The sequence below is a fragment of the Burkholderia sp. AU27893 genome (assembly GCF_002223205.1).
Classification (GTDB): domain Bacteria; phylum Pseudomonadota; class Gammaproteobacteria; order Burkholderiales; family Burkholderiaceae; genus Burkholderia.
The window spans coordinates 474,446-499,159 of record NZ_NKFD01000002.1; the positions used below are offsets into that span (position 1 = coordinate 474,446).

General features: G+C 67.5%; 22 protein-coding genes, 1 pseudogene and 1 riboswitch. Of the genes and pseudogenes, 12 read left to right on the top strand and 11 right to left on the bottom strand.

The window, feature by feature from the left end; all coding sequences use genetic code 11:
• Nucleotides 1–136: 136 nt before the first annotated feature.
• Complete coding sequence (locus CFB47_RS15340; RefSeq protein WP_089456870.1) at nucleotides 137–529, bottom strand: MAPEG family protein; 393 nt, start codon at nucleotides 527–529, stop codon at nucleotides 137–139.
• Between the two features lie 421 nt (nucleotides 530–950).
• Here CFB47_RS15340 and CFB47_RS15345 point away from each other — a divergent pair, with 421 nt between their 5' ends.
• Nucleotides 951–4,055 (top strand): transglycosylase domain-containing protein, encoded by a 3,105-nt coding sequence (locus CFB47_RS15345; RefSeq protein ID WP_089461601.1) that lies wholly within the window; start codon nucleotides 951–953, stop codon nucleotides 4,053–4,055.
• 34 nt (nucleotides 4,056–4,089) lie between these two features.
• On the opposite strand, the gene CFB47_RS15350 is transcribed toward CFB47_RS15345, so the two are convergent.
• Nucleotides 4,090–4,437: a GFA family protein gene (locus CFB47_RS15350; RefSeq protein WP_089457197.1), complete on the bottom strand. Its 348-nt coding sequence runs from the start codon at nucleotides 4,435–4,437 to the stop codon at nucleotides 4,090–4,092.
• 155 nt (nucleotides 4,438–4,592) lie between these two features.
• Between CFB47_RS15350 and CFB47_RS15355 the strand changes: the two genes are divergently transcribed.
• Nucleotides 4,593–4,838, top strand: a complete 246-nt coding sequence (locus CFB47_RS15355) for a DUF1272 domain-containing protein (protein WP_069248784.1) — start codon at nucleotides 4,593–4,595, stop codon at nucleotides 4,836–4,838.
• 17 nt (nucleotides 4,839–4,855) lie between these two features.
• On the opposite strand, the gene CFB47_RS15360 is transcribed toward CFB47_RS15355, so the two are convergent.
• The gene (locus tag CFB47_RS15360; RefSeq protein WP_089456872.1) at nucleotides 4,856–5,539 is read right to left on the bottom strand and encodes a FadR/GntR family transcriptional regulator; all 684 of its coding nucleotides are present in this window, start codon (nucleotides 5,537–5,539) and stop codon (nucleotides 4,856–4,858) included.
• Nucleotides 5,540–5,702: 163 nt separating this feature from the next.
• On the opposite strand from CFB47_RS15360, the gene dgoD reads away from it, so the two are divergent.
• Nucleotides 5,703–6,851 carry a galactonate dehydratase gene (dgoD, locus tag CFB47_RS15365; protein WP_046544483.1) on the top strand — a complete coding sequence of 383 codons (1,149 nt, stop codon included), beginning with the start codon at nucleotides 5,703–5,705 and terminating at the stop codon, nucleotides 6,849–6,851.
• Between the two features lie 153 nt (nucleotides 6,852–7,004).
• On the opposite strand, the gene CFB47_RS15370 is transcribed toward dgoD, so the two are convergent.
• Nucleotides 7,005–7,937 (bottom strand): CopD family protein, encoded by a 933-nt coding sequence (locus CFB47_RS15370; RefSeq protein ID WP_089461602.1) that lies wholly within the window; start codon nucleotides 7,935–7,937, stop codon nucleotides 7,005–7,007.
• A gap of 379 nt (nucleotides 7,938–8,316) precedes the next feature.
• Here CFB47_RS15370 and CFB47_RS15375 point away from each other — a divergent pair, with 379 nt between their 5' ends.
• From CFB47_RS15375 to CFB47_RS15385, 3 genes are all read left to right on the top strand, one after another.
• Nucleotides 8,317–9,081 carry a c-type cytochrome gene (locus CFB47_RS15375; RefSeq protein WP_027789194.1) on the top strand — a complete coding sequence of 255 codons (765 nt, stop codon included), beginning with the start codon at nucleotides 8,317–8,319 and terminating at the stop codon, nucleotides 9,079–9,081.
• Between the two features lie 19 nt (nucleotides 9,082–9,100).
• A complete protein-coding gene (locus tag CFB47_RS15380) occupies nucleotides 9,101–10,399 on the top strand; it encodes a cytochrome c (RefSeq protein ID WP_089440956.1) in 1,299 nt (432 codons plus the stop codon).
• 127 nt (nucleotides 10,400–10,526) lie between these two features.
• Nucleotides 10,527–11,990, top strand: coding sequence for a DEAD/DEAH box helicase (locus tag CFB47_RS15385; protein ID WP_089461603.1), 1,464 nt, complete (start codon nucleotides 10,527–10,529; stop codon nucleotides 11,988–11,990).
• On the opposite strand, the gene CFB47_RS15390 is transcribed toward CFB47_RS15385, so the two are convergent.
• From CFB47_RS15390 to CFB47_RS15400, 3 genes are all read right to left on the bottom strand, one after another.
• Complete coding sequence (locus tag CFB47_RS15390; protein WP_089461604.1) at nucleotides 11,984–12,490, bottom strand: hypothetical protein; 507 nt, start codon at nucleotides 12,488–12,490, stop codon at nucleotides 11,984–11,986. The two genes, CFB47_RS15385 and CFB47_RS15390, sit on opposite strands and share 7 nt — an antisense overlap.
• 70 nt (nucleotides 12,491–12,560) lie before the next feature.
• Nucleotides 12,561–13,388: a ferritin-like domain-containing protein gene (locus CFB47_RS15395; RefSeq protein ID WP_039360322.1), complete on the bottom strand. Its 828-nt coding sequence runs from the start codon at nucleotides 13,386–13,388 to the stop codon at nucleotides 12,561–12,563.
• A gap of 326 nt (nucleotides 13,389–13,714) precedes the next feature.
• A complete protein-coding gene (locus CFB47_RS15400) occupies nucleotides 13,715–15,355 on the bottom strand; it encodes a gamma-glutamyltransferase family protein (protein ID WP_089461826.1) in 1,641 nt (546 codons plus the stop codon).
• 223 nt (nucleotides 15,356–15,578) lie between these two features.
• On the opposite strand from CFB47_RS15400, the gene CFB47_RS15405 reads away from it, so the two are divergent.
• Both CFB47_RS15405 and CFB47_RS15415 read left to right on the top strand, forming a co-directional pair.
• Nucleotides 15,579–16,358, top strand: a complete 780-nt coding sequence (locus CFB47_RS15405; protein ID WP_006493999.1) for a DeoR/GlpR family DNA-binding transcription regulator — start codon at nucleotides 15,579–15,581, stop codon at nucleotides 16,356–16,358.
• 303 nt (nucleotides 16,359–16,661) lie between these two features.
• Complete coding sequence (locus CFB47_RS15415) at nucleotides 16,662–16,859, top strand: hypothetical protein (RefSeq protein WP_011353109.1); 198 nt, start codon at nucleotides 16,662–16,664, stop codon at nucleotides 16,857–16,859.
• 91 nt (nucleotides 16,860–16,950) lie between these two features.
• Here the strand turns inward: CFB47_RS15415 and CFB47_RS15420 are convergent, their stop codons facing one another.
• Nucleotides 16,951–17,319, bottom strand: a complete 369-nt coding sequence (locus CFB47_RS15420) for a hypothetical protein (RefSeq protein ID WP_089456876.1) — start codon at nucleotides 17,317–17,319, stop codon at nucleotides 16,951–16,953.
• Between the two features lie 162 nt (nucleotides 17,320–17,481).
• Between CFB47_RS15420 and glpD the strand changes: the two genes are divergently transcribed.
• The 3 genes from glpD to CFB47_RS15435 all read left to right on the top strand — a co-directional run bounded on the left by glpD (nucleotide 17,482) and on the right by CFB47_RS15435 (nucleotide 21,412).
• Entirely contained in the window at nucleotides 17,482–19,005 is a 1,524-nt protein-coding gene (glpD, locus tag CFB47_RS15425; RefSeq protein WP_089456877.1) for a glycerol-3-phosphate dehydrogenase, read from the top strand.
• A gap of 105 nt (nucleotides 19,006–19,110) precedes the next feature.
• Nucleotides 19,111–20,613 carry a glycerol kinase GlpK gene (gene glpK / locus CFB47_RS15430; RefSeq protein WP_089456878.1) on the top strand — a complete coding sequence of 501 codons (1,503 nt, stop codon included), beginning with the start codon at nucleotides 19,111–19,113 and terminating at the stop codon, nucleotides 20,611–20,613.
• A gap of 82 nt (nucleotides 20,614–20,695) precedes the next feature.
• Nucleotides 20,696–21,412, top strand: a complete 717-nt coding sequence (locus tag CFB47_RS15435) for an MIP/aquaporin family protein (RefSeq protein WP_006484467.1) — start codon at nucleotides 20,696–20,698, stop codon at nucleotides 21,410–21,412.
• A gap of 103 nt (nucleotides 21,413–21,515) precedes the next feature.
• On the opposite strand, the pseudogene CFB47_RS15440 reads toward CFB47_RS15435, so the two are convergent.
• Nucleotides 21,516–21,671, bottom strand: a pseudogene (locus CFB47_RS15440) (pyridine nucleotide-disulfide oxidoreductase); the annotation flags it as partial.
• A gap of 160 nt (nucleotides 21,672–21,831) precedes the next feature.
• Here CFB47_RS15440 and CFB47_RS15445 point away from each other — a divergent pair.
• On the top strand, nucleotides 21,832–22,518 hold the full coding sequence (locus tag CFB47_RS15445) for an HAD family phosphatase (protein WP_089440963.1): 687 nt from the start codon (nucleotides 21,832–21,834) through the stop codon (nucleotides 22,516–22,518).
• 101 nt (nucleotides 22,519–22,619) lie between these two features.
• On the opposite strand, the gene ribB is transcribed toward CFB47_RS15445, so the two are convergent.
• A complete protein-coding gene (gene ribB, locus CFB47_RS15450) occupies nucleotides 22,620–23,330 on the bottom strand; it encodes a 3,4-dihydroxy-2-butanone-4-phosphate synthase (RefSeq protein ID WP_089461606.1) in 711 nt (236 codons plus the stop codon).
• A gap of 118 nt (nucleotides 23,331–23,448) precedes the next feature.
• Nucleotides 23,449–23,597: riboswitch (FMN riboswitch) on the bottom strand.
• A 195-nt stretch (nucleotides 23,598–23,792) separates the two neighbouring features.
• Entirely contained in the window at nucleotides 23,793–24,494 is a 702-nt protein-coding gene (locus CFB47_RS15455; protein ID WP_069248802.1) for a helix-turn-helix domain-containing protein, read from the bottom strand.
• Between the last annotated feature and the right edge of the window lie 220 nt (nucleotides 24,495–24,714).

The following is a 24,714-nucleotide window of genomic DNA, read 5'->3' on the forward strand; positions in this document are numbered from 1 at the left end:
GAAATGCCGTGCGACGCGGCAGCGCGCAGGCAGTCGGAATCTGCCCGTCGATCGCGGGCGTCCCGCGAGCATATCACCGCCCGCCGCAGCCGCCTCCCGGATCAGGACCCGTGCCGAATGCCGCCGGCGCCGCCATTCAGACGAACAGCGCGAGACACAGCGCGGCGCCGCAGAGATACGTGCCGAGCGCACCGACGAAACGCACGGGATTCGGGTCGGCCATCGTCGGCCACGCAAGCAGGCCGATCACGAGCAGGCAGCGGCACGCGGTCGCCGCGACGATCAGCGCCAGAATCGCGCGCGATGGATCGTGTGTGCCGAAATAGAGAAACAGCACCGCGAGAAACGGCGCGTATTCGGCCGTGTTGCCGTGCGCGCGCACGATCTTGTGCAACCCGTTCGCGGGATCGGGCGCGCACCCGGAACCGGTCGTGCACCGGAAGCGCGTGACGGACACGACGAGCCCGAGCCCGAACAGCAGCAGCCCGAGAATGGCCGTGCAACCGAGCGCGACGGGGTGGATCGGCATGGGACTCCCGGCAAACGCGGAAATGCGCCGCAGATCCAATGATCGTACCCGTGACCGACACACGCGACCATCACGGAAACCCTCAGCATCGCCGTGCGCCGGACACAATTTTACGGTCGGGTTCCGATCCCAATTGTCGCTCCGCCGCGCCGCACGAAACCTGTGCATTGTCCCCGCCGACCCAGCCGTCCGGCCTGCCCACGACGCACCCCGCCGTACGACGCCCCCGGCACGAAACGCGCATACGTTACGCGGCAACGGCATGCACCACCGCAATGCAACGCGGGTGACAGCGCGTCGCGGGCACGCGCGTTGCGCCGACGCATCTCGGTAGTGAACGCCCTTGGCAGCCCGCTGCGGAGGACTACACTAATCCTTAATGGGGTGCGGCCGGAGCCCGCGCCTTCAGGGAGACGCCGCCATGAATCGGCCGCTGAATCGTATCCTGCCGCGCGTGACCGGTCCCGCATCGGTCTGGACGTGGGTCAAGTGGTCTTTGCTGGCCGCGCTGCTGATCGCCGTGGCGATCGTTGCGCGACTCGTGCAGAGCGAGATCGAAACGTCCCGGCTGCAGGCGCACTACCTGTCCGAGCTCACCCGCGATGTCGGCTACACGGTCGAGACGGGCCCGAGCGATCACATCCGCTTCCCCGCGAACGGCCCCTACGACCAGCGCCTCGGCTACGCGATGATTCCGGCGTTCCAGGAGCGGCTGCTCGCGCGCGGCTTCGTCGTCAGCAAGCAGGCGCGCGATTCGCAGCGGATGCTGTCGCTCGGCGAACGCGGGTTGTTCCTCCCGTTTGAAGAAAAGGACCAGGCGGGCCTGATGCTGTTCGACTCGACCGGTGCGCCGCTGTTCGCGACCGTGTTCCCGCAGCGCGTCTACGCCGACTTCGACCTGGTGCCGCGCGTGGTGGTCGATTCGCTGCTGTTCATCGAGGATCGCTACCTGCTCGATGCGAACGAACCGAACCGCAACCCGGCGATCGACTGGGGGCGCTTCGGCCGCGCGGTCGCCGACCAGGCGCTGCACGTCGTCGACCGCCACCAGGCGCGTCCGGGCGGCAGCACGCTCGCGACGCAGATCGAGAAGTTCCGCCATTCGCCCGAGGGGCGTACCGCGACGCCGCCCGAGAAGCTGCGGCAGATCGCGTCCGCGTCGGTGCGCGCATACCTGAACGGCCCGCAGACGATGCTCGCGCGCCGCACCATCGTCGTGCGCTACCTGAACTCGGTGCCGCTCGCCGCACGGCCGCATATCGGCGAAATCACCGGTATCGGCGACGGTCTCGCCGCGTGGTACGGCCGGGACTTCAACGACGTGAACCGGATCCTGTCCGCGCCGACGACCGGCGACAACGTCGACGAGCAAGGCAAGACGTTCCGCGAGGTGCTGTCGCTGATCATCGCGCAGCGCGCGCCGTCGTACTTCCTCAACCGCGGCTACCCGGCCCTGCAGAAGCTGACCGACAGCTATCTGCGGCTGCTGTCGAACGGCGGCGTGATCTCGCCCGCGCTGCGCGACGCCGCGCTTGCCGCGCAGATCGAACGCAGCGCGCCGCCGGCCGCCGCCCACGTGCAGTCGTTCGTGTCGCGCAAGGCCGTGACGTCCGCGCGCGCGTCGCTGCTGTCGGCGCTCGGCATCAGCGACCTGTACCAGCTCGACCAGTTCGACCTGCAGGCGACCAGCACGCTCGACAACGGCGTGCAGCAGGCGGTCGCCGAACGGCTCGCCCAGGCGTCGACGCGCGACGGGGCGCAGAAGGCCGGCCTGTACGGTTTCGAGATGCTCGCGCCGAAGGACGACCCGTCGCACCTCACCTACAGCTTCACGCTGTACGAACACCGCAACGGCGCGAACCTGCTGCGCGTGCAGACCGACAGCGTGAACGAGCCGTTCGACGTGAATCGCGGCGGCCGCATCAACCTCGGCTCGACCGCGAAGCTGCGCACGCTGATCACGTACCTGCAGATCGTGTCCGACCTGCATGCGCGCTACGCGAACCTGTCGAACGCAGAGCTGGCGCGCGTGAAGCCCGACCCGATCGACGGGCTGTCGCACTGGGCGCTCGACTACCTGTCGCATACGCGCGACCGCTCGCTGCAGGCGATGCTCGACGCGGCCGTCGAACGCAAGTATTCGGCGAGCCCCGACGTCTTCTACACGGGCGGCGGCGCGCAGGTGTTCTCGAACTTCGAGAAGTCGGACAACGGCCGCATCCTGACGCTGCACACGGCGTTCGAGCATTCGGTCAACCTCGTGTTCGTGCGGCTGATGCGCGATATCGTCCACTACGAGACGCTGCAGGCGGCCGGCCCGTCGTCATCGTGGCTCGGCGATCCGGGGCAGCGCCGGCATTACCTGCAGCAGTTCGTCGACGGCGAAAGTCAGGTCTACGTGAAGCGCTACTACACGCGCTATGCGGGCAAGGCGCCCGACGACGCGCTCGCGCTGATGCTGAAAGACGTGCGCAAATCGCCGCCGAAGATCGCGACGGTGCTGCGCAGCGTCGCACCGAACGAATCGCTCGCATGGTTCGACGCGCAGATGCGCGTGCAACTGAAGGGCACGCCGGCCGCGACGCTGTCAGACGACGATCTTGCCAAGCTCTACGCGAAGTACGCGATCGACCGCTTCAACCTCAACGATCGCGGCTATATCGCGAGCGTGCATCCGCTCGCGCTGTGGACGCTCAACTACCTGCGCGCGCATCCGTCGGCGTCGCTCGCCGACGTCCAGCGCGACAGCCGGGATACGCGTTTCTACACGTACTCGTGGCTGTACAAGACGCGCTACCACGCGACCCAGGACCGTCGCATCCGCCGCATGGTCGAGCTGCGCGCGTACGCGGAAATCACGAAGTCGTGGCGCGCGCTCGGCTACCCGTTCGCGGAAGTCACGCCGTCGTACGCGGCCGCGATCGGCGCATCGGGCGACCAGCCCGACGCACTCGCGAAACTGATCGGCCTGATCGCGGACGGCGGCCAGAAGGCACCGACCGAGACGATCACGCGACTCGACTTCGCGAAGGGCACGCCGTACGAAACGCACTTCGAGCGCGCGGTCGCCCGGCCGCAGCCGATGCTGTCGCCGGAGATCGTCAACGTGGCGCACACGCTGCTGCGCGACGTCGTGCTCAACGGCACCGCGCGCCGCCTCGCGGGCGGCTTCACGCTGCCCGACGGCAAGACGCTCGACGTGTACGGCAAGACGGGCACGGGCGACCAGCGCTTCAACGTCTATGCGCGTGGCGCGCGACTGATCGAGTCGCGCAAGGTGAACCGCAGCGGCACCTTCGTGTTCGTGCTCGGCGACCGGTTCTTCGGGGTCCTGACCGCCACGGCGCACGAGCCGTATGCGGCGCGCTACGACTTCACGAGCGCGATGGCCGTGCAGTTGCTGAAGTCGATGGCGCCGGCGCTCGCGCCGCTGATCGAGCGCCCGGCCGGCACGCGCACCGCGGGCCCCGCCCCGCAGGCGGAAACGCCCGCGCCGGGCGCCGCGACCGCGCCGCAACCGTCCTGACGGCCGCGCGTCCGTCCGTGCGCCGACGCGCCGCTCAGTGCGAGCGGCCGTCGTAGTGCGTGACCGGCAGCGCGTCGATATCGACATCCTCGAGACAGCGCACGTTGATCGCAGCCATCGCGGTGCCGTTCGGGTGGACGCCCTCGCCGAACGGGTGAATCCCGCAGCGCTTGCAGAAGCGGTGCTGGATCACGTGCTTGTTGAACATGTAGGTGGCGAGAGCGTCATCGGGCGTGAGAAGCGTCATGTGGTCGCGCGGCACGAACCACATCAGCGCGCCCTTGCGCCGGCAGATCGAGCAGTTGCACGCCATCACGCCCTGCAGGTCGCCTTCCGCCTCGAACTTCACGTCGCCGCAGTGACAGCTTCCGCGATAAAGCATGGTCGTCTCCCGGTGCGGCCCGTGCGCATCGACGGCGCCCCGGCGGAACACCGTTGGCCGGGCCGATCCAAGCGGGTACAGTAGCGCGCACATGCACCGCACGCAATGTCCGAGCGGCGCCCGTCCCGACCCTGTCCAAACCAAGGAAAACCGTCATGCTCGAACTGCGCCCCGGCTGCGAATGCTGCGACAAGGACCTGCCGCCCGATTCGGCGGATGCACGCATCTGTACGTTCGAATGCACGTTCTGCGCGACCTGCGCCGACGACGTGCTGAAGGGCCGCTGCCCGAACTGCGGCGGCGACCTGGTCGTGCGCCCGCGACGGCCGGCGAGCCTGCTCGCGAAGTACCCGGCGTCCACCGAACGCATCCACAAGCCGGGCGGCTGCGCGAACGCCTGACGGCCCCGCCCCTCCCGTCACGACATCTCGATCCGTGCGCGCGTCACCGCGAGCAGCGCCGCCATCGCGCGGCGCGCACCGTCCTCGTCGCGCACGCGGATCGCGTCGCTGACGGCCGTGTGCTCGGCGAGCGACGCGTTGTACACGTCCGCGCGGCGCGCATTCAGATGCAGTTGCGCCTCGAGCGTGCGATCGATCAGCGCGCCGAGCGGCACGAGCAGTTCGTTGCCGCCGGCTTCGAGCACGCTCAGGTGAAAGCGCAGGTCGGCGCGCACCCATTCGTCGACGTTGCGCGCGGCGGCCATCGCGCGCGCCGCGCCGTCGATCGCGTCGAACGTCTCCGGCGTATGCATGCGCGCGGCAAGCGCGGCCGCGTACGGCTCGACCATCTCGCGCATTTCCTGCAGCTTCAGCGCGAACGCGATCGGCGGCGCGACACGCGCATACCAGTCGAGCAGGTCGGCGTCGAGCAGGTTCCAGACGCCGCGCGGCCGCACGCGCGTGCCGATCTTCGGCCGCGACTCGACCAGCCCCTTCGACGTGAGCGTACGCAGCGCCTCGCGCATCACCGTGCGGCTCACGCCGTACATTGCCATCAGGTCGGGCTCCCTCGGCAGCAGCGACTCGGGCGGGTAGTCGCCGCGCAGGATCGCCGTGGCGAGCCGGAAGGCCGTTTGTCCATGCAGGTCGCGTCGAATGATCGTTCTCCGTTATGCCGGTGCCCGGGCGCGCCGGCTGCCCACTATCTGCACAATAGTGCTATTAATACTATTTTTTATCGGGCTGCGCTAGGATAACCGTGAAAGCACGCGACCGTGCGCCGCGCCCGACTGCCCGCGCCGGTCAACCCTGGAGACTCGCACCGTGAAAATCACCCGCCTCGAAACCTTCGTCGTCCCGCCGCGCTGGCTGTTCCTCAAGATCGAAACCGACGAAGGGATCGTCGGCTGGGGCGAACCGGTCGTCGAGGGTCGCGCGCACACGGTCGAGGCCGCCGTGCACGAACTCGCCGACTATCTGGTCGGCAAGGATCCGCTGCTGATCGAGGATCACTGGCAGGTGATGTACCGCGCGGGCTTCTACCGCGGCGGCCCGATCACGATGAGCGCGATCGCGGGCGTCGACCAGGCGCTGTGGGACATCAAGGGCAAGCATCACGGCGTGCCCGTGCACGCGCTGCTCGGCGGCCAGGTGCGCGATCGCATCAAGGTGTATTCGTGGATCGGCGGCGACCGGCCGAGCGACGTCGCGAACAATGCACGCGCGGTGGTCGAGCGCGGCTTCAAGGCCGTGAAGATGAACGGCTCCGAGGAGCTGCAGATCGTCGACACCTACGACAAGGTCGAGCAGGTGATCGCGAACGTCGCGGCGGTGCGCGACGCGGTCGGCCCGCACGTCGGGATCGGCGTCGACTTCCACGGCCGCGTGCACAAGCCGATGGCGAAGGTGCTCGCGAAGGAGCTCGATCCGTACAAGCTGATGTTCATCGAGGAGCCGGTGCTGTCGGAGAACGCCGAGGCGCTGCGCGACATCGTCAACCAGACCAACACGCCGATCGCGCTCGGCGAGCGGCTCTACTCGCGCTGGGATTTCAAGCACATCCTCGCAGGCGGCTACGTCGACATCATCCAGCCCGATGCATCGCACGCGGGCGGCATCACCGAGTGCCGCAAGATCGCGACGCTCGCGGAGAGCTACGACGTCGCGCTCGCGCTGCACTGCCCGCTTGGGCCCATTGCGCTCGCCGCGTGCCTGCAGCTCGACGCGGTCAGCTACAACGCGTTCATCCAGGAGCAGAGCCTCGGCATCCACTACAACCAGGGCAACGACCTGCTCGACTACCTGCGCAACCCCGAGGTATTCCGCTACGAGGACGGCTTCGTCGCGATCCCGCAGGGCCCGGGGCTCGGCATCGACGTGAACGAGGAGAAGGTGCGCGAGATGGCGAAGACAGGGCACCGCTGGCGCAACCCGGTGTGGCGTCACGAGGACGGCAGCGTCGCCGAGTGGTGAGCGCGATGCGCGGCGCGCGGCTTCGGCGCGCGCGGCCAGTATCGATTCGAGAACGGCTGCCGACGGGCAGCCGTTTTTGCATGCGCGGTGCGGCGCCCGGCACGAGCCGGGTGCGCGACGGCGGCCTTGTAGCGCGCCGCGCGCGCCCTGCCGTCAGCCGATCGCCGCGAACCCCGGCACGCTGAACGACAGCACGGCGGCCGCGACGAACACGCCGATCATCGTCAGCGCCTCGAGATGCAGGATGTTGCGGAACGTGTGCGCATCCTCGGTCGACGCGGTGCGGCGCAGGCGCGGCAGCGCCGCGAAGCGGTTCAGGCCGCCGAGCACGAGCGCGAGCGCGACGAGCAGCAGCTTCAGCAGCAACACGCGCCCCCACGTACTGCCGTCGAGCGGCGCGAGCGAACCGCCGAGCCCGCGGAGCGCATTGAGCGCGCCGGTGCCGAGCACGAAGACGACCGCGACGATCGACGTGCGCGACAGGTGCTGGCCGATGCGGATCAGCGCGCCGCGCGCGACCGACGACCCGAGCGCCGGCAGCACCGTGAGCCCGCCCGCGAGCACGAGGCCACCCCACACGGCCGTTGCGAGCAGGTGCAGCGTCTGCACGCCGACCGCCGCGGACAGCGCACCCGTATCGGCCGCATGGCCGAGCGACGCCTTGCCGGCCGCGACCACGATCACCGCGAGCCACAGCACCGCGTGTGCAACCGGGCCCTCCGGCTTCGCCAGCGCGACGATCGCAAGCACCACGGCGCCGGCGAACGCGACGCTCCACGCGAAGCCCGTATGCGTCTGCATCAGCATCACGGGAATCGCGGCGAACGCGCCGCCGAGCCCCGCCCCGCTCATCGTCGCCGCCTCGTAGACGAGCCAGCCGAGATCCGCGAGCACCAGCGCCAGCGCCGCCGCGACCAGCGAATGTTGCGCGCGCAGCCACGCGGGATGCGACGGCGCGACGACCGGACGTGCGCCGTCCTTGCCGAGCCATGCCTTGAGCAGCGCCGAGCCGACCGCCATCGCGAACGCCGCGTCCATCAGCGCCGCAAGCGCGACCTGACCGATCCACAAGCTGTCGAACTTCATCGCGCACACCCTCCCGACAGCGGCAGGCCGACGAGATGGCAACAACGGGATGGACAGCGTGAGGAAGGCAACGGCACGGTAGAAAACGTCATCGATGAATCCGGAAACGGGAGAAATGACTGGACCTGCGGCGGAGGCGGCGCCGCGCGACCCGCGAGTGTACGGTCTTCGATGGGGAAAACGCACGCCGGTTCACACCGACACGTCGCAATGCGCGTCAAATTGTCGCAAGTCGCAAACGGACAGGAACCGATGACCTTTTGCCAAATAGCCGTCATTACCCATCGATGATAGAATGCCGCGTCGCAGCAGCCCGGCTGCCTTGCCGTCATGCGCCGAGCCGATCGTAGCCCGGACAACAGGTCCCCGTCGAATAAACATGGAGTCTCGTGTGTCTTCAAGACGCCTCTTCCGTCCGCTGCTCGCCGTTCTGATGTTCGGCGGCGCGGGCCTTATGAGCGCTGCCCAAGCGCAGACCAAGCCCACGGAGCAAGCGCACGCCCAGCAGGCGCCGCTCAAGGCACCCGATACCATGGCCGAGCGTGTGCGCGGCTGTACGGCCTGCCATGGCGTCCACGGCCAGGGCACGGACAACGACTACTTCCCGCGTCTTGCCGGCAAGCCGGCCGAGTACCTGTACAACCAGCTCGTCAACTTCCGTGACGGCCGGCGCAAGTACCCGCCGATGAACTACCTGCTGACGTACCTGAACGACGACTACCTGCGTGAAATGGCCGAGCACTTCTCGGCCGAACGCCCGCCGTACCCGACGCCGGCGAAGCCGACGCTGCCGGCCGCGACGCTCGCGCGCGGCAAGCAGCTCGTCACGCAAGGCGACCCGTCCCGCAAGCTGCCGGCCTGCGTGGCCTGCCACGGCGCGACGCTGACCGGCATGCAGCCGGCGATCCCGGGCCTGGTCGGCCTGCACGCCGACTACCTGAGCGCGCAGATCGGCGCATGGCGTTCGGGCAACCGTCACGCGAAGGCGCCTGACTGCATGCATGAAGTCGCTTCGAAGCTTTCCGACGAAGACGTGACGGCCGTGACCGCATGGCTTGCCGCGCAACCGGCGCCCGCCAACCCCGTGCCGGCCCCGGCGCGTTCGATGAAGACTCCGCTCGCCTGCGGCAGCGAACCGCAATAAGGCAAGGGAGACAGACACAATGAAACGCAAGTCCCTGTTTGCACTCTCGGCCGTCGCGATCGTCGCGGCTGCCGCCCTCGTGCCGGTCCTGTGGCCGGGCAACGACACGCTGCACGGCGCCTCCGCCGTCGCAGCCACGCCGGCCGACCAGGCCGCGCTGATCAAGAAGGGCGAATACCTCGCGCGCGTCGGCGACTGTATCGCGTGCCACACCGTGCGCGGCGGCAAGTCGTTCGCGGGCGGCCTGCCGATGGCGACGCCGTTCGGCACGATGTATACGCCGAACATCACGCCGGACGACAAGGATGGCATCGGCAAGTGGACGTCGGACGACTTCTACCGCGCGATGCACACCGGTCGCTCGAAGGACGGCAGCCTGCTCTACCCGGGCTTCCCGTTCGCGAGCTACACGAAGGTCACGCGTGCGGATTCGGACGCGATCTACGCGTACCTGCGCTCGGTCGCGCCGGTGTCGGTGCCGAGCCGTCCGCATGAACTGAAGTTCCCGTTCAACAACCGCAACCTGCTGATCGGCTGGCGCACGCTGTTCTTCAAGGAAGGCGAATACAAGCCGGATCCGACCAAGTCGGTCGAATGGAACCGCGGTGCGTACCTCGTCGAAGGCCTCGGCCACTGCTCGATGTGCCACACGTCGATCAACATGATGGGCGGCCCGGTGACGGGCTCGGCATTCGCCGGCGGCCTGATCCCGCTGCAGAACTGGTATGCGCCGTCGCTGACGAACGACAAGGAACTCGGCCTCGGCGACTGGCACGTGCAGGAGCTGTCCGACCTGCTGCAGGCCGGCGTGTCGCAGAAGGGCGCGGTGTTCGGCCCGATGGCGGATGTGGTCCACAACAGCCTGCAGTACATGACCGACGAAGATACGCGCGCAATGTCGACGTACCTGAAGTCGATCCCGCAGAAGGCTGAAGCGCCGAAGAACATGCAGTACGAGCCGTCGAAGCAGTTCGGCAACGCGCTGTTCGAGCAGGGCAAGAAGATCTACGCGGACAACTGCGCGACCTGCCACGCCGAAAACGGCGCGGGCAAGCCGCCGGCGTATCCGCCGCTCGCGGGCAACCACTCGATCATGATGGAATCGGCCGTCAACCCGATCCGCATGGTGCTGAATGGTGGCTATCCGCCGAGCACGTTCAAGAATCCGCGTCCGTACGGGATGCCGCCGTTCGCCCAGTCGCTGTCGAACCAGGAAGTTGCGGCGGTCGTCACGTATATCCGGGTATCGTGGGGCAACAACGGTACGCCGATCTCGCCGCAACAGGTGAGCGACCTGCGTTCCGCGCCGCTCGACTAAGAAGCGGCTGACACAAACGGGGCGCGGCTGCGGGAAACCGCGGCCGCGCCCTTTTGCATTTTGCGATGTCACCTCCCGCGCGGGCCGCGCGCGACGTCGCCGATCATAAAACTGAAGAGTGGTATCTATGTCTTTCGAATCTCTCGGCTTGGCCGAACCGCTGGTCAAGGCGGTCAACGAGCTCGGCTACACATCGCCGACCCCGATCCAGCAACAGGCGATCCCGGCCGTCCTCGGCGGCGGCGACCTGCTCGCCGGCGCGCAGACCGGCACCGGCAAGACCGCCGGCTTCACGCTGCCGATCCTGCAACGCCTGCATATGTTCTACGCGGAACATCGCGGCGCGAAGCGCGCAGTGCGCGCGCTGATCCTCACGCCGACGCGCGAACTCGCCGCCCAGGTCGAGGAAAGCGTCCGTGCGTACAGCAAGTACCTGAAGCTGCGCTCGACCGTGATGTTCGGCGGCGTCAGCATCAACCCGCAGATCGATGCGCTCAAGCGCGGCGTCGACATCGTCGTCGCGACGCCGGGCCGCCTGCTCGATCACATGCAGCAAAAGACGATCGACCTGTCGGACCTCGACATCCTCGTGCTCGACGAAGCCGACCGGATGCTCGACATGGGCTTCATCCACGACATCAAGCGCGTGCTCGCAAAGCTGCCGCCGCAGCGCCAGAACCTGCTGTTCTCGGCCACCTTCTCCGACGAGATCAAGGCGCTCGCCGACAGCCTGCTCGACTCGCCCGCGCTGATCGAGGTCGCACGCCGCAACACGACCGCCGAAAGCGTCGCGCAGAAGATCCATCCGGTCGACCGCGACCGCAAGCGCGAGCTGCTCACGCACCTGATCCGCGAACACAACTGGTTCCAGGTGCTCGTGTTCACGCGCACGAAGCACGGCGCGAACCGGCTTGCCGAGCAACTGACGAAGGACGGCATCAGCGCGATGGCGATCCACGGCAACAAGAGCCAGTCGGCCCGCACGCGCGCGCTGGCGGAGTTCAAGAACAGCACGCTGCAGGTGCTCGTCGCGACCGATATCGCCGCACGCGGGATCGACATCGACCAGCTGCCGCACGTCGTCAACTTCGACCTGCCGAACGTGCCGGAAGACTACGTGCACCGGATCGGCCGCACGGGCCGCGCGGGCGCGACCGGCGAAGCCGTGTCGCTCGTGTGCGTCGACGAGAAGCAGCTGCTGCGCGACATCGAGCGGCTGATCAAGCGCGAGATTCCGCAGGAAGTGATCGCGGGCTTCGAACCCGATCCGAACGCGAAGCCGGAGCCGATCCAGCAGCGCCGCGGGCAGCAACAGCCGCGCGGCGGTGGCGGTGGCGGTGGCGGTGGCGGCGGCAATCGCCAGCCGCGCGCAGGCGGCTCAGGCCAGCCGGCCGCGAAACGCGACGGCAATGCGCAACCGAAGGCGACGACCCAGCAGAAGGCCGCGAAGCCGCGCACGCAAGGGCAAGGTGGCGCCGGCGGTAACGGTGGACGTCCGGCCGGTGGCGGCAACAGCGCGCGCCCGGCGAACGGCAATGCCGCGCACGCGAACCGCAACCGCTCGTCGCGCAGCGGCCAGCGCGGTCACTGAAGCCGTGCGGCTGCGCGCCGCAGGTGCTCGACCTGGCGTTGCCAGCGCGCGAGCACCTCGGCGCGCGCCCCTTCCAGCGTGAACGTGACACCTGTCGCGAGACGCGCATAGCCGACCCGCTGCGCATCGCCATGCGCGATCGTCGCAGCGAATCCGGCCAGTCCGCCGAAGTCTCCTTCGAGCGGCGCCATCCTCAATTGGGCCTGAAAGAACGCGCCGTCCGCGACCAGCGTCAACGCGGCCAACCGCCGTTGCGCGATCGCGCGCGCCGCACGCGATTGCGGCCAGAGCGCCAGCAGCAGCGTGCGCGCATCGTGTGCATAGATTTCGCCGACGCCGAGCAGCGTCGTGCGCAACTGGCCATCGTCGGTCGCGACGATCAGCGACGCGGCGAAGTCGGCATGACGCTCGAGCGCGGTACCGTCGAACAACGAGACGACGGCCGGCGGCCACGCGTCGAACGTCCATTGTTCGAGCGCGTGGCGATGGGTATCGGTCATGATGGCGTGGCCCCGGTGGAAAGCGGATCAAGAAGCCGCAGCATACGCGCGTCGGGCCGCGCCGCGGCGCTCAGCGCAGGAACACGTGCCGCGTGATCTTCGTGAGCGGATAGTGAACGCCCGGCTGAATCTTCGCGGGCAGGTCGAGCGGCTTGAGCAGCATCTTCACGCACATGTCGGCCGACAGGTTGCGCCGCACGAGCGTGCTGATGCGCGCGGCGCGTTCGCGGTTGTACTGGCTGTCGCCGACGCGATCCGGATAGCGCACCGCGAACACGTGGCGCAGCGCGATCTCCGAATCCTCGTTCTTGATTTCCATCACGCGGCGCGCCAGCGCGCCGAGCACCGCAAGGCGGCCATTGCCTTCGACCTGGTTGTACTTCTTGAAGAACTTGAAGAAGTGCTTGTAGTGGCGTACTTCGTCAGTGCGAATGTTGTCGGTGATTTCCTTCAGCACGGGCTCGTCCGAGCACTCGTTGATCGCGCGATAGAGCGTGGCCGTGCCCGTCTCGACGACGCAGCGCGCGACCATCTCGAGCGCGCGGGTCTTCTCGAACGCCTCGACCTTGCAGGTCTGCGAATACTCGGCGAAGAAGTTCGCGAACGCGGTATCCCAGTCGAACTCCGGCCACACGTGCGCGATGTACGCCTTCAGCGCGCGCCCGTGCTGCAATTCTTCGTGCTCCCATGCATTGTTGAGCCATGCGGAGACTTCCGGATCGTCGTTGAAGAACTGACTCAGATTGCTCGTGTAGAGATCCGAGCCGCTTTCGATGAACGACGACGCGCACAGCAGCAGCAACAGATCCTCGTTCGCGGCGGCACGTTGACGATCGATCCGGTTCAGGTCGATGTCCTCGATTCGCCACGGCATCACATGCGTCGTTTTGGTGTCCATGGTAGTGCGCTCCCAGTCGTCGCGCGGGGCCGGCCCATGCCTTCGGCACAGGCGCCGGCCATCCCGCAGGCGGCGTTTTACTTGCGTTTATAGTGGATTGGTCCGGCCGAACCATGCTGGCATCTTAGCCGGACTTTGATGTTCATGCTTCAAAGCACTGACCATACCCGACAAGCGCAGTTCCACGGCGTCTGTTGCCGTTCGTTAGACGAGTCCTTCAAACCGCTTGCGCCCGCGCGGTGATACGGCTTGCCGCAAACGAAACGGGCGGCCGATCGGCCGCCCGCGAAGCACACGACATGCCGGCGAAAGCCGCCGGGAATCCGTCAGAAACCGGCCGCCAGACCGTCGCGCCGGCTGTCGCTCGCGGCCACGTAGCCGCGCTCGCGATCGTCGCGATCGAGACGCCAGATGAACTGCCCCGAACCGAAATCCATGTAAGGATCGTCGATCGACTTGATCGTATGGCCGCGTGCGGCCAGCGCATCGACGGTCGCGCGATGCATCGTCGCCTCGACGTCGAGCGTGAAGTCGCGGTTGACCTTCCAGCGCGGCGCATCACAGGCCGCCTGCGGTTGCTGCCCGTAGCCGAGCATCCGCACGACGGTCTGCAGGTGCCCTTGCGGCTGCATGTCGCCGCCCATCACGCCGAAGCTCATCACGGCCTCGGTCCGGCCGTCGACCTCCTCGGTGACGAATGCCGGGATGATCGTGTGGAACGGCCGCTTGCCGCCCGCGACGACGTTCGGCGAAACCGGATCCATCGAGAAGCCGTGCCCGCGGTTCTGCAGCGCGATGCCGGTACCGGGCACGACGAGCCCCGAGCCGAAGCCCATGTAGTTCGACTGAATGAAGCTCACCATCATCCCGCGCTCGTCGGCCGCCGACAGGTAGATCGTGCCGCCCGAATGCGGCCGGCCGGCGGCGAAGTGCGTCGCGCGCGCGGGATCGATCAGTTTCGCGCGCTCGGCGAGATACGCGTCGTCGAGCATCGCCTCGGGCGTGACTTCCATCGCGCGCGGATCGGCGACGTAGCGATAGACGTCCGCGAACGCGAGCTTCATCGCCTCGATCTGCAGATGCTGCGAGTCGACCGAATCGACTGGCCATTCGGTCACGCCCGCGTGCTCGGCGATCCCGAGCGCGATCAGCGCGGCGATGCCCTGCCCGTTCGGCGGAATCTCGTGGATCGTGTGACGGCCAAAGCGCTTGCCGATCGGCTCGACCCATTCCGGCCGGTATGCCTGCAGGTCGGCTGCGGTCAGCGCGCCACCGCCTTCGCGGGAGAACGCGGCGATGCGCTCGGCGAGCGCGCCCTCGTAGAACGCGCGCGCCCCCTCCTTCTGCAGCGTGCGCAACGTCTGAGCATGGCCCGGCAGGCACACGCGCTCGCCCACCTGCGGTGCGCGGCCGTGCGGCATGAAGGTGTCCGCGAAGCCCGGCAGCCCCTTGAGTTCCGGCACCGCGGCCGCCCACTTGTGCGCGACGATCGGCGGCACCGCATAGCCGCGCTCCGCGATCTCGATCGCCGGTTCGAGCAGGTCCGCGAACGGCAGCGAACCGAACTTCGCATGCAGCGCTTCCCAGCCCGCGATCACGCCCGGCACGGTGACGGTATCCCAGCCGCGCGTCGGCTTGTTCGCGATGCCGTTGCCCGCCTCGCCGTGGCGCTTGCGGAAATAGTCGACGTTCCAGGCGGCCGGTGCGACGCCCGACGCGTTCAGCCCGGACAGCCGCTCGCCGTCCCACACGAGCGCGAACGCGTCGCCGCCGAGCCCGCACGACACGGGCTCGACGACCGTGATCGCGGCCGCGGCGGCCAGCGCCGCATCGACCGCGTTGCCGCCCTTCCACAGCATCCGCAGCCCGGCCTGCGCCGCGAGCGGGTGCGACGTCGACACGACGTTGCGCGCGAACACCGGGATGCGGGTCGTCGGATACGGGTTGTGCCAGTTGAAGCCAGTCATCGGTTCCACCTCGTCGAAAGCTGAATGATCGCGCCGGACGCGCCCTCCGCGTGCGCGGGCAATCCGCCATTGCAGCGCGATCGGCACAATCGCACAAATTCATTTGTCACATGAATCCATACGATTTCCGCATGAATATCAGGTGCGCATGCGGGCCGGGCCGGCTGAACGCCGTTGCCGCCCTTACAATACCCGCTCCGTCTCACGACACGACCATCGAGCCATGACCCGAGATCCCCGCCTCACCCTCAACGCGCGCCAGCAGGAATTGCTCGAATGGGTGCAGCGCGACGGCTTCGTGACCGTCGACGATCTCGCCGCGCACTTCGCGGTGACGCCGCAGACGATCCGCCGCGACGTGAACTGGCTCGCCGACCTGAACCTGCTGCGCCGCTACCACGGCGGCGCGAGTCTGCCGACCAGCTCGGAGAACGTGTCGTACACCGCGCGCCAGCGGATGTTCCACGACGAGAAGCGGCGCATCGCGGCGCTCGCGGCGTCGCACATTCCCGACCAGGCGTCGCTGTTCATCAACCTCGGCACGACCACCGAGGAAGTCGCACGCGCGCTGAACCGCCACCACGGGCTGCACGTGATCACGAACAACCTGAACGTCGCGTCGATGATGAGCGGCTACCCCGACTGCGAGGTGCTGATCACGGGCGGCATCGTGCGGCCATGGGACAAGGGGATCGTCGGCGAACTCGCGATCGACTTCATCCGCCAGTTCAAGGTCGACTACGCGATCATCGGCACGTCGGCGATCGAGGCCGACGGCACGCTGCGCGACTTCGACACCCGCGAGGTGCGCGTGGCCGAGGCGATCATGCAGCATGCGCGCACCGTCTATCTCGTGACCGACCATTCGAAGGTCGGCCGTCCCGCGCTGGTGCGCCAGGGTCACCTGAGCCAGGTGCACGCGCTCTTCACCGACAAGCCGCTGCCGCCCGAGATGGCCGATACCGTGGCGGCCGCCGGCACCCAGGTGTACGTCGCCGAGTGACGGTTCCGATGCTGCACCGCACCCAGAACTTCAAGTGAAATCAAGAAGTTGGCGTCGCGAGCAAACCGCTTGCGCGCGGCCCGGCTGTCAAAGGGAAAATTAACGGGGCACGATTTGTCGTTGCCTGCGCGCTCGACTAGACTCCAGTTCCCCGGCCTATTTCGACCGTTCCGCCTGTGCCAGGGCGCGGACGAATGGCATGGCCGGCGAATACAGCTTTCCCCCCAAGCCATACCCCGATGGGTATCGCGCGTCGGCCCGTGCGCCGGCTGCGCGGGCTGACTGGTCGCCATGGAGAGAACGATGCTGAGTCCGCATGAATTCGCCACGCTATTGCTTGTGAAGGACGCTCCCGATCAAACCCACATGGATCGGGACGAAATCGACGCACTGCTCGAACAGCAGCTCGTCCGTCTGGAAGGCCTCGGTTCGGGACGCAAATACTGCGTGACCGAAACCGGCGACGCCGCGCTGCGATCCATCAAGTACCGCTATTCGTAAAACCACACCATTCCTGACCTGACCGCGCCGCCCGGATGCCGGGCCGCGCGGTCACTCCCGCTTCTCTCCCACCGCCCCGCCGCAGCCTGCTTCAGCCGCCGCGCAGCGTCGGATCGACCGCCGCCCGCCAGCTGATGGCCTGCGCCCGCGCACCGTTGAAATACGCGATCCAGCCGGCACGCGCCGCCGCGTCCGGCGCCGCATAGTGCGTCGAAAGTTCGTTTACGAACGCACAATAGTTCGCCTCGGTCAGGCCGCGATACCGTTTCGCCACGTACGCGTCATACAGCGTCGAGTAGACCGGCTGCGCGTCCGGGCCCCAGTCCCGCGCCGTGCCGCCGCACGACGTCTGCAGGTCGGCGAACGACGGCGTGCGCCAGTTGCCGGCGAGCGGCGGCATCCCGGCAGAGCACCCCGCCAGAAGGACGGCGCACGCGCCGGCCCACATCCCAATACGCATGATTCACCTCGTGAAACGGTCGATTTCGCCAGTATCGTCCGGGATCGCGCCGCGCGCTACTGGCCCCGCTTTATCGAACTTTACTTTTTCGATTTCGTTCGTTAAATTTCGAATTCGAACATTTTCTGTTCAACCCTTTCCCTCAGACGATAAGGACAGCAGGTGACCCAACCGAATCGCTACGATCTGCTCGTCGTCGGCGGCGGCATCAACGGCGCGGGCATCGCGCGCGATGCGGCCGGCCGCGGCCTGTCGGTCATGCTCTGCGAGCAGGACGATCTCGCGTCGCACACGTCGTCGTCCAGCACGAAGCTGATTCACGGCGGCCTGCGCTACCTCGAGTACAACGAGTTCGGGCTCGTGCGCAAGGCGCTGCAGGAGCGCGAGACGCTGCTGCGCGCGGCGCCGCACATCATGTGGCCGCTGCGCTTCGTGATGCCGCACATGCCGAACCTGCGTCCGGCCTGGCTGATCCGCATCGGCCTGTTCCTTTACGATCACCTCGCGAAACGCGAACTGCTGCCCGGCTCGCGCGGCATCGACATGCGCCGCCATGCGGCCGGCGCGCCGCTGATCGATTCGATCAAGCGCGGCTTCGTCTATTCGGACGGCTGGGTCGACGACGCGCGCCTCGTCGTGCTGAACGCGATGGATGCGAAGGAGCGCGGCGCCCAGATCCTGACGCGCACGAAGCTGGTGTCCGCCGAACGCCGCGGCGACGAATGGGAAGCGCAACTGCAGCACGCCGACGGCTCGATCCGCGTCGTGCATGCGCGTGCGATCGCGAACGCGGCCGGCCCGTGGGTCGGCGACGTGCTGAAAGGCGCGCTCGGCCGCGGCGCGCACCACAGCGTACGGCTCGTGAAAGGCAGCCACATCATCACGCGCCGCCTGTTCGATCACGACCACGCGTACATCTTCCAGAACCCGGACAAGCGGATCATCTTCGCGATTCCGTACGAACACGATTTCACGCTGATCGGCACGACCGACGTCGAATACACGAACGATCCCGCGAAGGTCGCGATCGATCGCGACGAGACGCAGTACCTGTGCGATTCGATCAACCGCTACTTCAAGCGCAAGATATCGCCGGCCGACGTGCACTGGACTTACTCGGGCGTGCGCCCGCTACTGGAAGACGAGAACGCCGCGAACGCATCGGCCGTCACGCGCGACTACCGCCTCGAGCTGGACGACGGCGCGGGCGCCCCGCTGCTGTCGGTGTTCGGCGGCAAGATCACGACGTTCCGCAAGCTCGCGGAAGAAGCCGGCGACATGCTGTGCCGCGCACTCGGCCGCGACGCGAAGACCTGGACGGCCGGCGTCGCGCTGCCGGGCGGCGACATCGCGAACGCGAAGTTCGACGCATTCGCCGATACGTTCGCCAAACGCCATGCGTGGCTGCCCGCCGCGCTCGCCCGCCGCTATGCGCGTGCCTACGGCACGCGCGCGGAGCGCGTGATCGACGGCGCGAAGTCACTCGCCGATCTCGGCACCGAAATCGCACCGGGCCTCTACGACGCCGAACTGCGCTACCTGCGCGACGCCGAATGGGCGACCTGCGCGCAGGACGTGCTGTGGCGCCGATCGAAGCTCGGCCTGCACGTCGCGCCCGGCACGCTCGACGCGGTGACCGCCGCGGTCGACGCGTGGTTCGCCGCCGCGCACGCGCCGCATGCCTGAGCGGAATGCAGTTGCAGTTGCTTGACCGACGTTGACTCACCGACGCGCCGCCCACATGCGGCGCGCATCACAACTAAGCCAAATCCACGGATGGAGATGAGAGACATGCAGGATCAGTACATCCTCGCGCTTGACCAGGGCACCACGAGTTCCCGCGCGATGCTGTTCGATCGCCAGGGCAATATCGTTTCGATCGCCCAGAAGGAATTCGAGCAGATCTACCCGCAACCCGGCTGGGTCGAGCACGACCCGCAGGAAATCTGGTCGACGCAAGCCGGCGTCGCCGCCGAAGCCGTCACGCGCACGGGCCTGAACGGCACGTCGATCGCCGCGATCGGCATCACCAACCAGCGTGAAACCACGATCGTGTGGGATCGCGAGACGGGCCAGCCCGTCTACAACGCGATCGTCTGGCAGGATCGCCGCACGGCCGACTTCTGCGATTCGCTGAAGGCGCAAGGCTTCGAGGCGAAGGTGCGCGCGAAGACCGGCCTGCCGATCGATTCGTACTTCTCGGGAACCAAGATCCGCTGGATTCTCGACAACGTGCCGGGCGCACGCGAGAAGGCGAAGCAGGGCAAGCTCGCGTTCGGCACCGTCGACAGCTGGCTCGTGTGGAACTTCACGAAGCACGAACTGCACGTGACCGACGTGACGAACGCGTCGCGCACGATGCTGTTCAACATCCACACGCGCGAGTGGGACAACGAACTGCTCGACATGCTCGACATCCCGCGCAGCATGCTGCCGGAGGTGAAGGCATCGTCGGAAATCTACGGCCACACGAAGACCACCGTGTTCGCGTCGAAGATCCCGCTCGCGGGTATCGCGGGCGACCAGCAAGCCGCGCTGTTCGGCCAGATGTGCACGCAGTCCGGCATGGTGAAGAACACCTACGGCACCGGCTGCTTCCTGATGATGAACACCGGCGACAAGCCGATCGAATCGAAGAACAACCTCGTCACGACGATCGCCTGGCAGATCGGCGACAACGTGCAGTACGCGCTGGAAGGCAGCATCTTCATCGCGGGCGCGGTGGTACAGTGGCTGCGCGACGGCGTCGGCATCATCAAGTCGGCCGCTGAAATCGAAGCGCTCGCCGCGAGCGTGCCGCACACCGACGGCGTCTACCTGGTGCCCGCGTTCGCCGGCCTCGGCGCACCGCACTGGAACGCGCGGGCGCGCGGCTCGGTGTTCGGCGTCACGCGCGGCACGACCTCCGCGCACCTCGCACGTGCGGCGCTCGATTCGATCGCGTACCAGTCGCTCGACGTGCTGGCCGCGATGGAAGCCGATTCGGGCATCAGCATCGGCGAGTTGCGCGTGGACGGCGGCGCGAGCGCGAACGACCTGCTGATGCAGTTCCAGGCGGACCTGCTCGGCGTCGACGCGGTGCGTCCGCAGATCACCGAGACGACCGCGCTCGGCGCGGCCTATCTCGCGGGCCTCGCGATCGGCTACTGGAAGAACCTCGACGAAGTGCGCGACCAGTGGCAGCTCGATCGCCGCTTCTCGCCGTCGATGCCGAAGGAGCACGTCGAACGCTGCATGTCGGGCTGGCAGCGTGCGGTGCGTGCCGCGAAGGCATGGGCCGACGACGCCCAGTAATCCCAAGCAATCCAGACGAAATACAACAACACCGGCGGACCGCGCGATGCGCGAGTCCGCCGTGACTCAAGAGAGACAAACAATGTCACCTTATATTGCAGAGTTCATCGGCACAGCGATCCTCGTGCTGCTCGGCAACGGCGCGGTCGCAAACGTGCTGCTTGCAAAGACCAAGGGCAAAGGCGCGGACCTGATCGTGATCGTGATGGGCTGGGCGATGGCCGTGTTCGTCGCCGTCTACGTGACCGCGTCGTTCAGCGGCGCGCATCTGAACCCGATCGTCACCATCAGTCTCGCGCTCGCGGGCAAGTTCGCGTGGTCGAAAGTCGGCGGCTACGTCCTCGCGCAGATGCTCGGCGGGATGGCCGGCGCGCTGCTCGTGTGGCTCGCCTATCGCCAGCACTTCGCGAAGGAAGCCGATGCGGACCTGAAGCTCGCGGTGTTCTGCACGGCGCCGGCGATCCGCAGCGTCACGCACAACGTGCTGACCGAAGCGATCTGCACGTTCGTGCTGATCCTCGGCGTGCTGTACCTCGCGTCGCCGCAAGTCGGCCTCGGCGCGCTCGACGCACTGCCCGTCGGTCTGCTCGTGCTCGGCATCGGCATCTCGCTCGGCGGCCCGACCGGCTATGCAATGAGCCCCGCGCGCGACCTGTCGCCGCGCATCATGCACGCGCTGCTGCCGATCCCCGGCAAGCGCGACAGCGACTGGCGCTATGCATGGGTGCCCGTCGTCGGTCCGCTGCTCGGCGGCGCCGCGGCCGCCGGCCTGTACCTGCATCTGCACACGACGATCTGATCGTCGCTTGACCGAAACGCGCGGCGATTTTCGCCGCGCGTTTTGCTTTCCTTCCTTCGTTCGCCTTCCCTCGGGCTTCGCCGCTTCGTTTCCGCTGCCGGTCTCACTCGGCCGATATCAGCGACTTCAGCTTCACCCTCGCATCCGCGACAGCCCACGGGTTCACGTCGATCCCGCGCTCGACCAGCATTCTCGCCACCCGCATGTCCTTGACGAACCCCGACACGCGGCCGAAACCGCATGCGGCGACGAACCGCGCAAGCGGGCCGCCGCCGGACGATCGGCACCCCACCCGGACGAGACGCAGTCAGCGCGCGACCGCGTCGGGAAAATTTGCCGACGCGTCGCGCGGCGTGTGCGCGAATACACGTATGATGGCGAATTGATCTGTGTCGCCGACCTCCCGCTTTTTCACCACCATGCTCGATCACCTCATCTGCGACTGCGACGGCGTGCTCGTCGACAGCGAAATCATTGCCGACCGCGTCCTGCTCGACACGCTGTCCGCCACGTTTCCGAATCTCGATTTCGAAGCCGCCGCCAAGTCGGCGTTCGGCCAGCAGACGTCGCGCTTCCTGGCGGGAATCGAATCCCGCTTCGGGATCGAGATGCCGGCCAACTTCATCGAGACCATCGAGCACAACATCGAGCGCGCGCTGGCGCAATCGCTCGCGCCCATCTCCGGCGTGCGCGACGCACTGCTGAAGGTGAGCCTGCCGGCGGCCGTCGTGTCGAACAGCCGGCTCGCGCGCGTGCGCAGCTCGCTGAAGCGCGCGGCACTCACCGAGATCTTCGGCGATCGCGTGTTCAGCTCCGAACAGGTGGCGCGGCCGAAGCCCTACCCCGACGTCTACCTGCATGCGGCGCACACGCTCGGCGTCGCGCCGGAGCGCTGCATCGTCGTCGAGGACAGCGTGTCGGGGCTGAATGCCGCGCGGGCGGCTGGCATGAAGACGATCGCGTTCGTCGGCGCGAGCCACATCCCCGACAACTACGCGGACGCGCTGCGCGCGATGGGCATCACGCGGATCATGCGCAAGATGGACGAACTGCCGGCGTTCGTCGAAGCCGGCATGCGCGGCGAATTCGGGGACGTACAGTCCTGATGGTCGTTCCGTCCCGATCAGGCTGATCGGGACGATCCGGCGTGCGCCGGTTCACGCACGCCGTGCAACGGGCGCTCGAACGCGCCCGCCCTTCCTTTCCCTCAGGCCGGCTCGCAGCAGCGCTCGCGCGCGGCGGCCAGCGCCTCGCGAAACTCGACGAGTTCCGCGATCGTGAGCATCGGCAGCCCGTGCTGTTGCGCGAAACGCTCGACATCGTCGCCGCGCGTCATCGTGCCATCCGGATTCATCAGCTCGCACAGCACGCCGGCCGGCTTCAGGCCCGCGAGGATCGACAGGTCGACCGTGCCTTCGGTGTGACCGCGGCGCGCCAGCACGCCGCCCGGTTGCGCACGCAGCGGAAACACGTGGCCCGGGCGCACGATGTCGTGCGGCTTCGCCCCTTCCGCGATCGCCGCGCGGATCGTCGTCACGCGATCGGCCGCCGATACGCCCGTATGCACGCCTTCGCGTGCCTCAATCGACACGGTGAACGCGGTGCCGTTGCGGCTCTCGTTGGTCTGCACCATCGGCGGCAGCTCGAGCGCACGCACGGTCTCGTCGGTCAGGCACAGGCACACGATGCCGCTGCATTCGCGGATCAGCAGTGCCATCGTCTCGGGCGTGATGCGCTCGGCGGCAACGATCAGGTCGGCTTCGTTCTCGCGGTCGTGGTCGTCCTGCAGCACCACGGCACGGCCTGCGCGCATCGCTTCGAGCGCGGCGGCGATGCGCGGCGGCACCGGTTCGGAATCCAGCAACGGGAGATCGGCAAAGGCGTCGGCGGGGGCCGACGAAACGGACATCAAGGACATGTGAAACGCTCCTCGCAAATACGATTTGGGCGAAAAACGTTTCAGGGCATTGCAAACAGACAGAACGACAACCCGCTTCGCACACCTGGCGAAGCGGCCCTGACGGACATGACTATCTGCACATCTTCTCTCATCCGGACTATGACCGTCGGCTCTGGCATTCGACCAGATCTGCTGACCCCGCGCGGATGCGCGGGCGCTCGCGGGCTCGCCGGCTTACGCCAGCCTACCGCCGGTGGGGAATTACACCCCGCCCTGAAGACGCACTGATTTGCCGGATGGACCAACCCCATCGACGGCGGGCCAAGCATACAACAGCTGCGCGCTCGGCGCAGCGGACACGGCCTAAAACCTTACTGACGACCTCGTCTAACGGCATCGTCCAAACGGCCGACGGACGACCCGCGGTCTCGTCCTAACGACGAGCACGCGGCCCGCTTCCGTACGGCCTGCGTTGCGCGGTCAGCCGGCCGCGTGCGCGGCATGTGCCGCATGCGCCGCATCGGGCACGAGCCAGCGCGGCGGCACCTCGGGGCTCACCGTCACGCGGAATGCGCGCGCCTCGCTGTCGCCCGGGTTGCGCAGGCTGTACGGCTGGTCGGCATCGAACACGATCGCGTCGCCGGTCGCGAGCAACTGGCGGCGGTCATGCACGCTGACTTCGAGCGTGCCCTCGCTGACGACGAGGTTGACCGTCGTGCCGGGCGCGCGGCGGGCGCCGGGCTCCGTATGCAGCGGCGCGATCCGCAGCTCGTGGAACTCGGCCGCGGCCGGCTCGCCTTCCGGGTACAGCGCCCGCGCCGAGAAGCGGCCGTTCGAGCTAACGACCCGCGACGCGCGCTCGGCTGCCAGGTGCTCGAAGCCGTTCACCGCATGGCGGCGCAGGAAGGCGGCGACCGATACCTTCAGCGCCGCGGCGATCTTGCAGAGCACCTTGATCGACGGCACGCTGCGCGCCGACTCGATCTGCGCGAGCATCGCGCGCGACACGCCGGACAGCCGCGCGAGCGCATCGAGCGACAATTGCCGCTCGGCGCGCAACCGCGCGAGGTTCACGCCGACGACCTGTTCGAGCACGTCGAGCGACGCGGACGCCCGCGCATCGGCGGCATTGCCGGATTCGAAGGAAGACACGTCGCGCACGAGCGCCAGGGATGAAGACATAGCATTGCCTCCGGGCCGCGGTGCAGCCCTGCGTATGGGGTAAGCCGGGATCGGAATCGGGTTGCGCCAGCAACGGCGCGTATCGAGACGCTATCACCCGGTCTTGCACCGGCAAACGAAGTTATCTTCACACCGTTATCAGCATCGCGGAGGAATGCGTTCCCCGCGAACCTTTTCCCGCCGCTATCGCGTCGTGCGGGCGCCGCGCGTTGCACCGCTC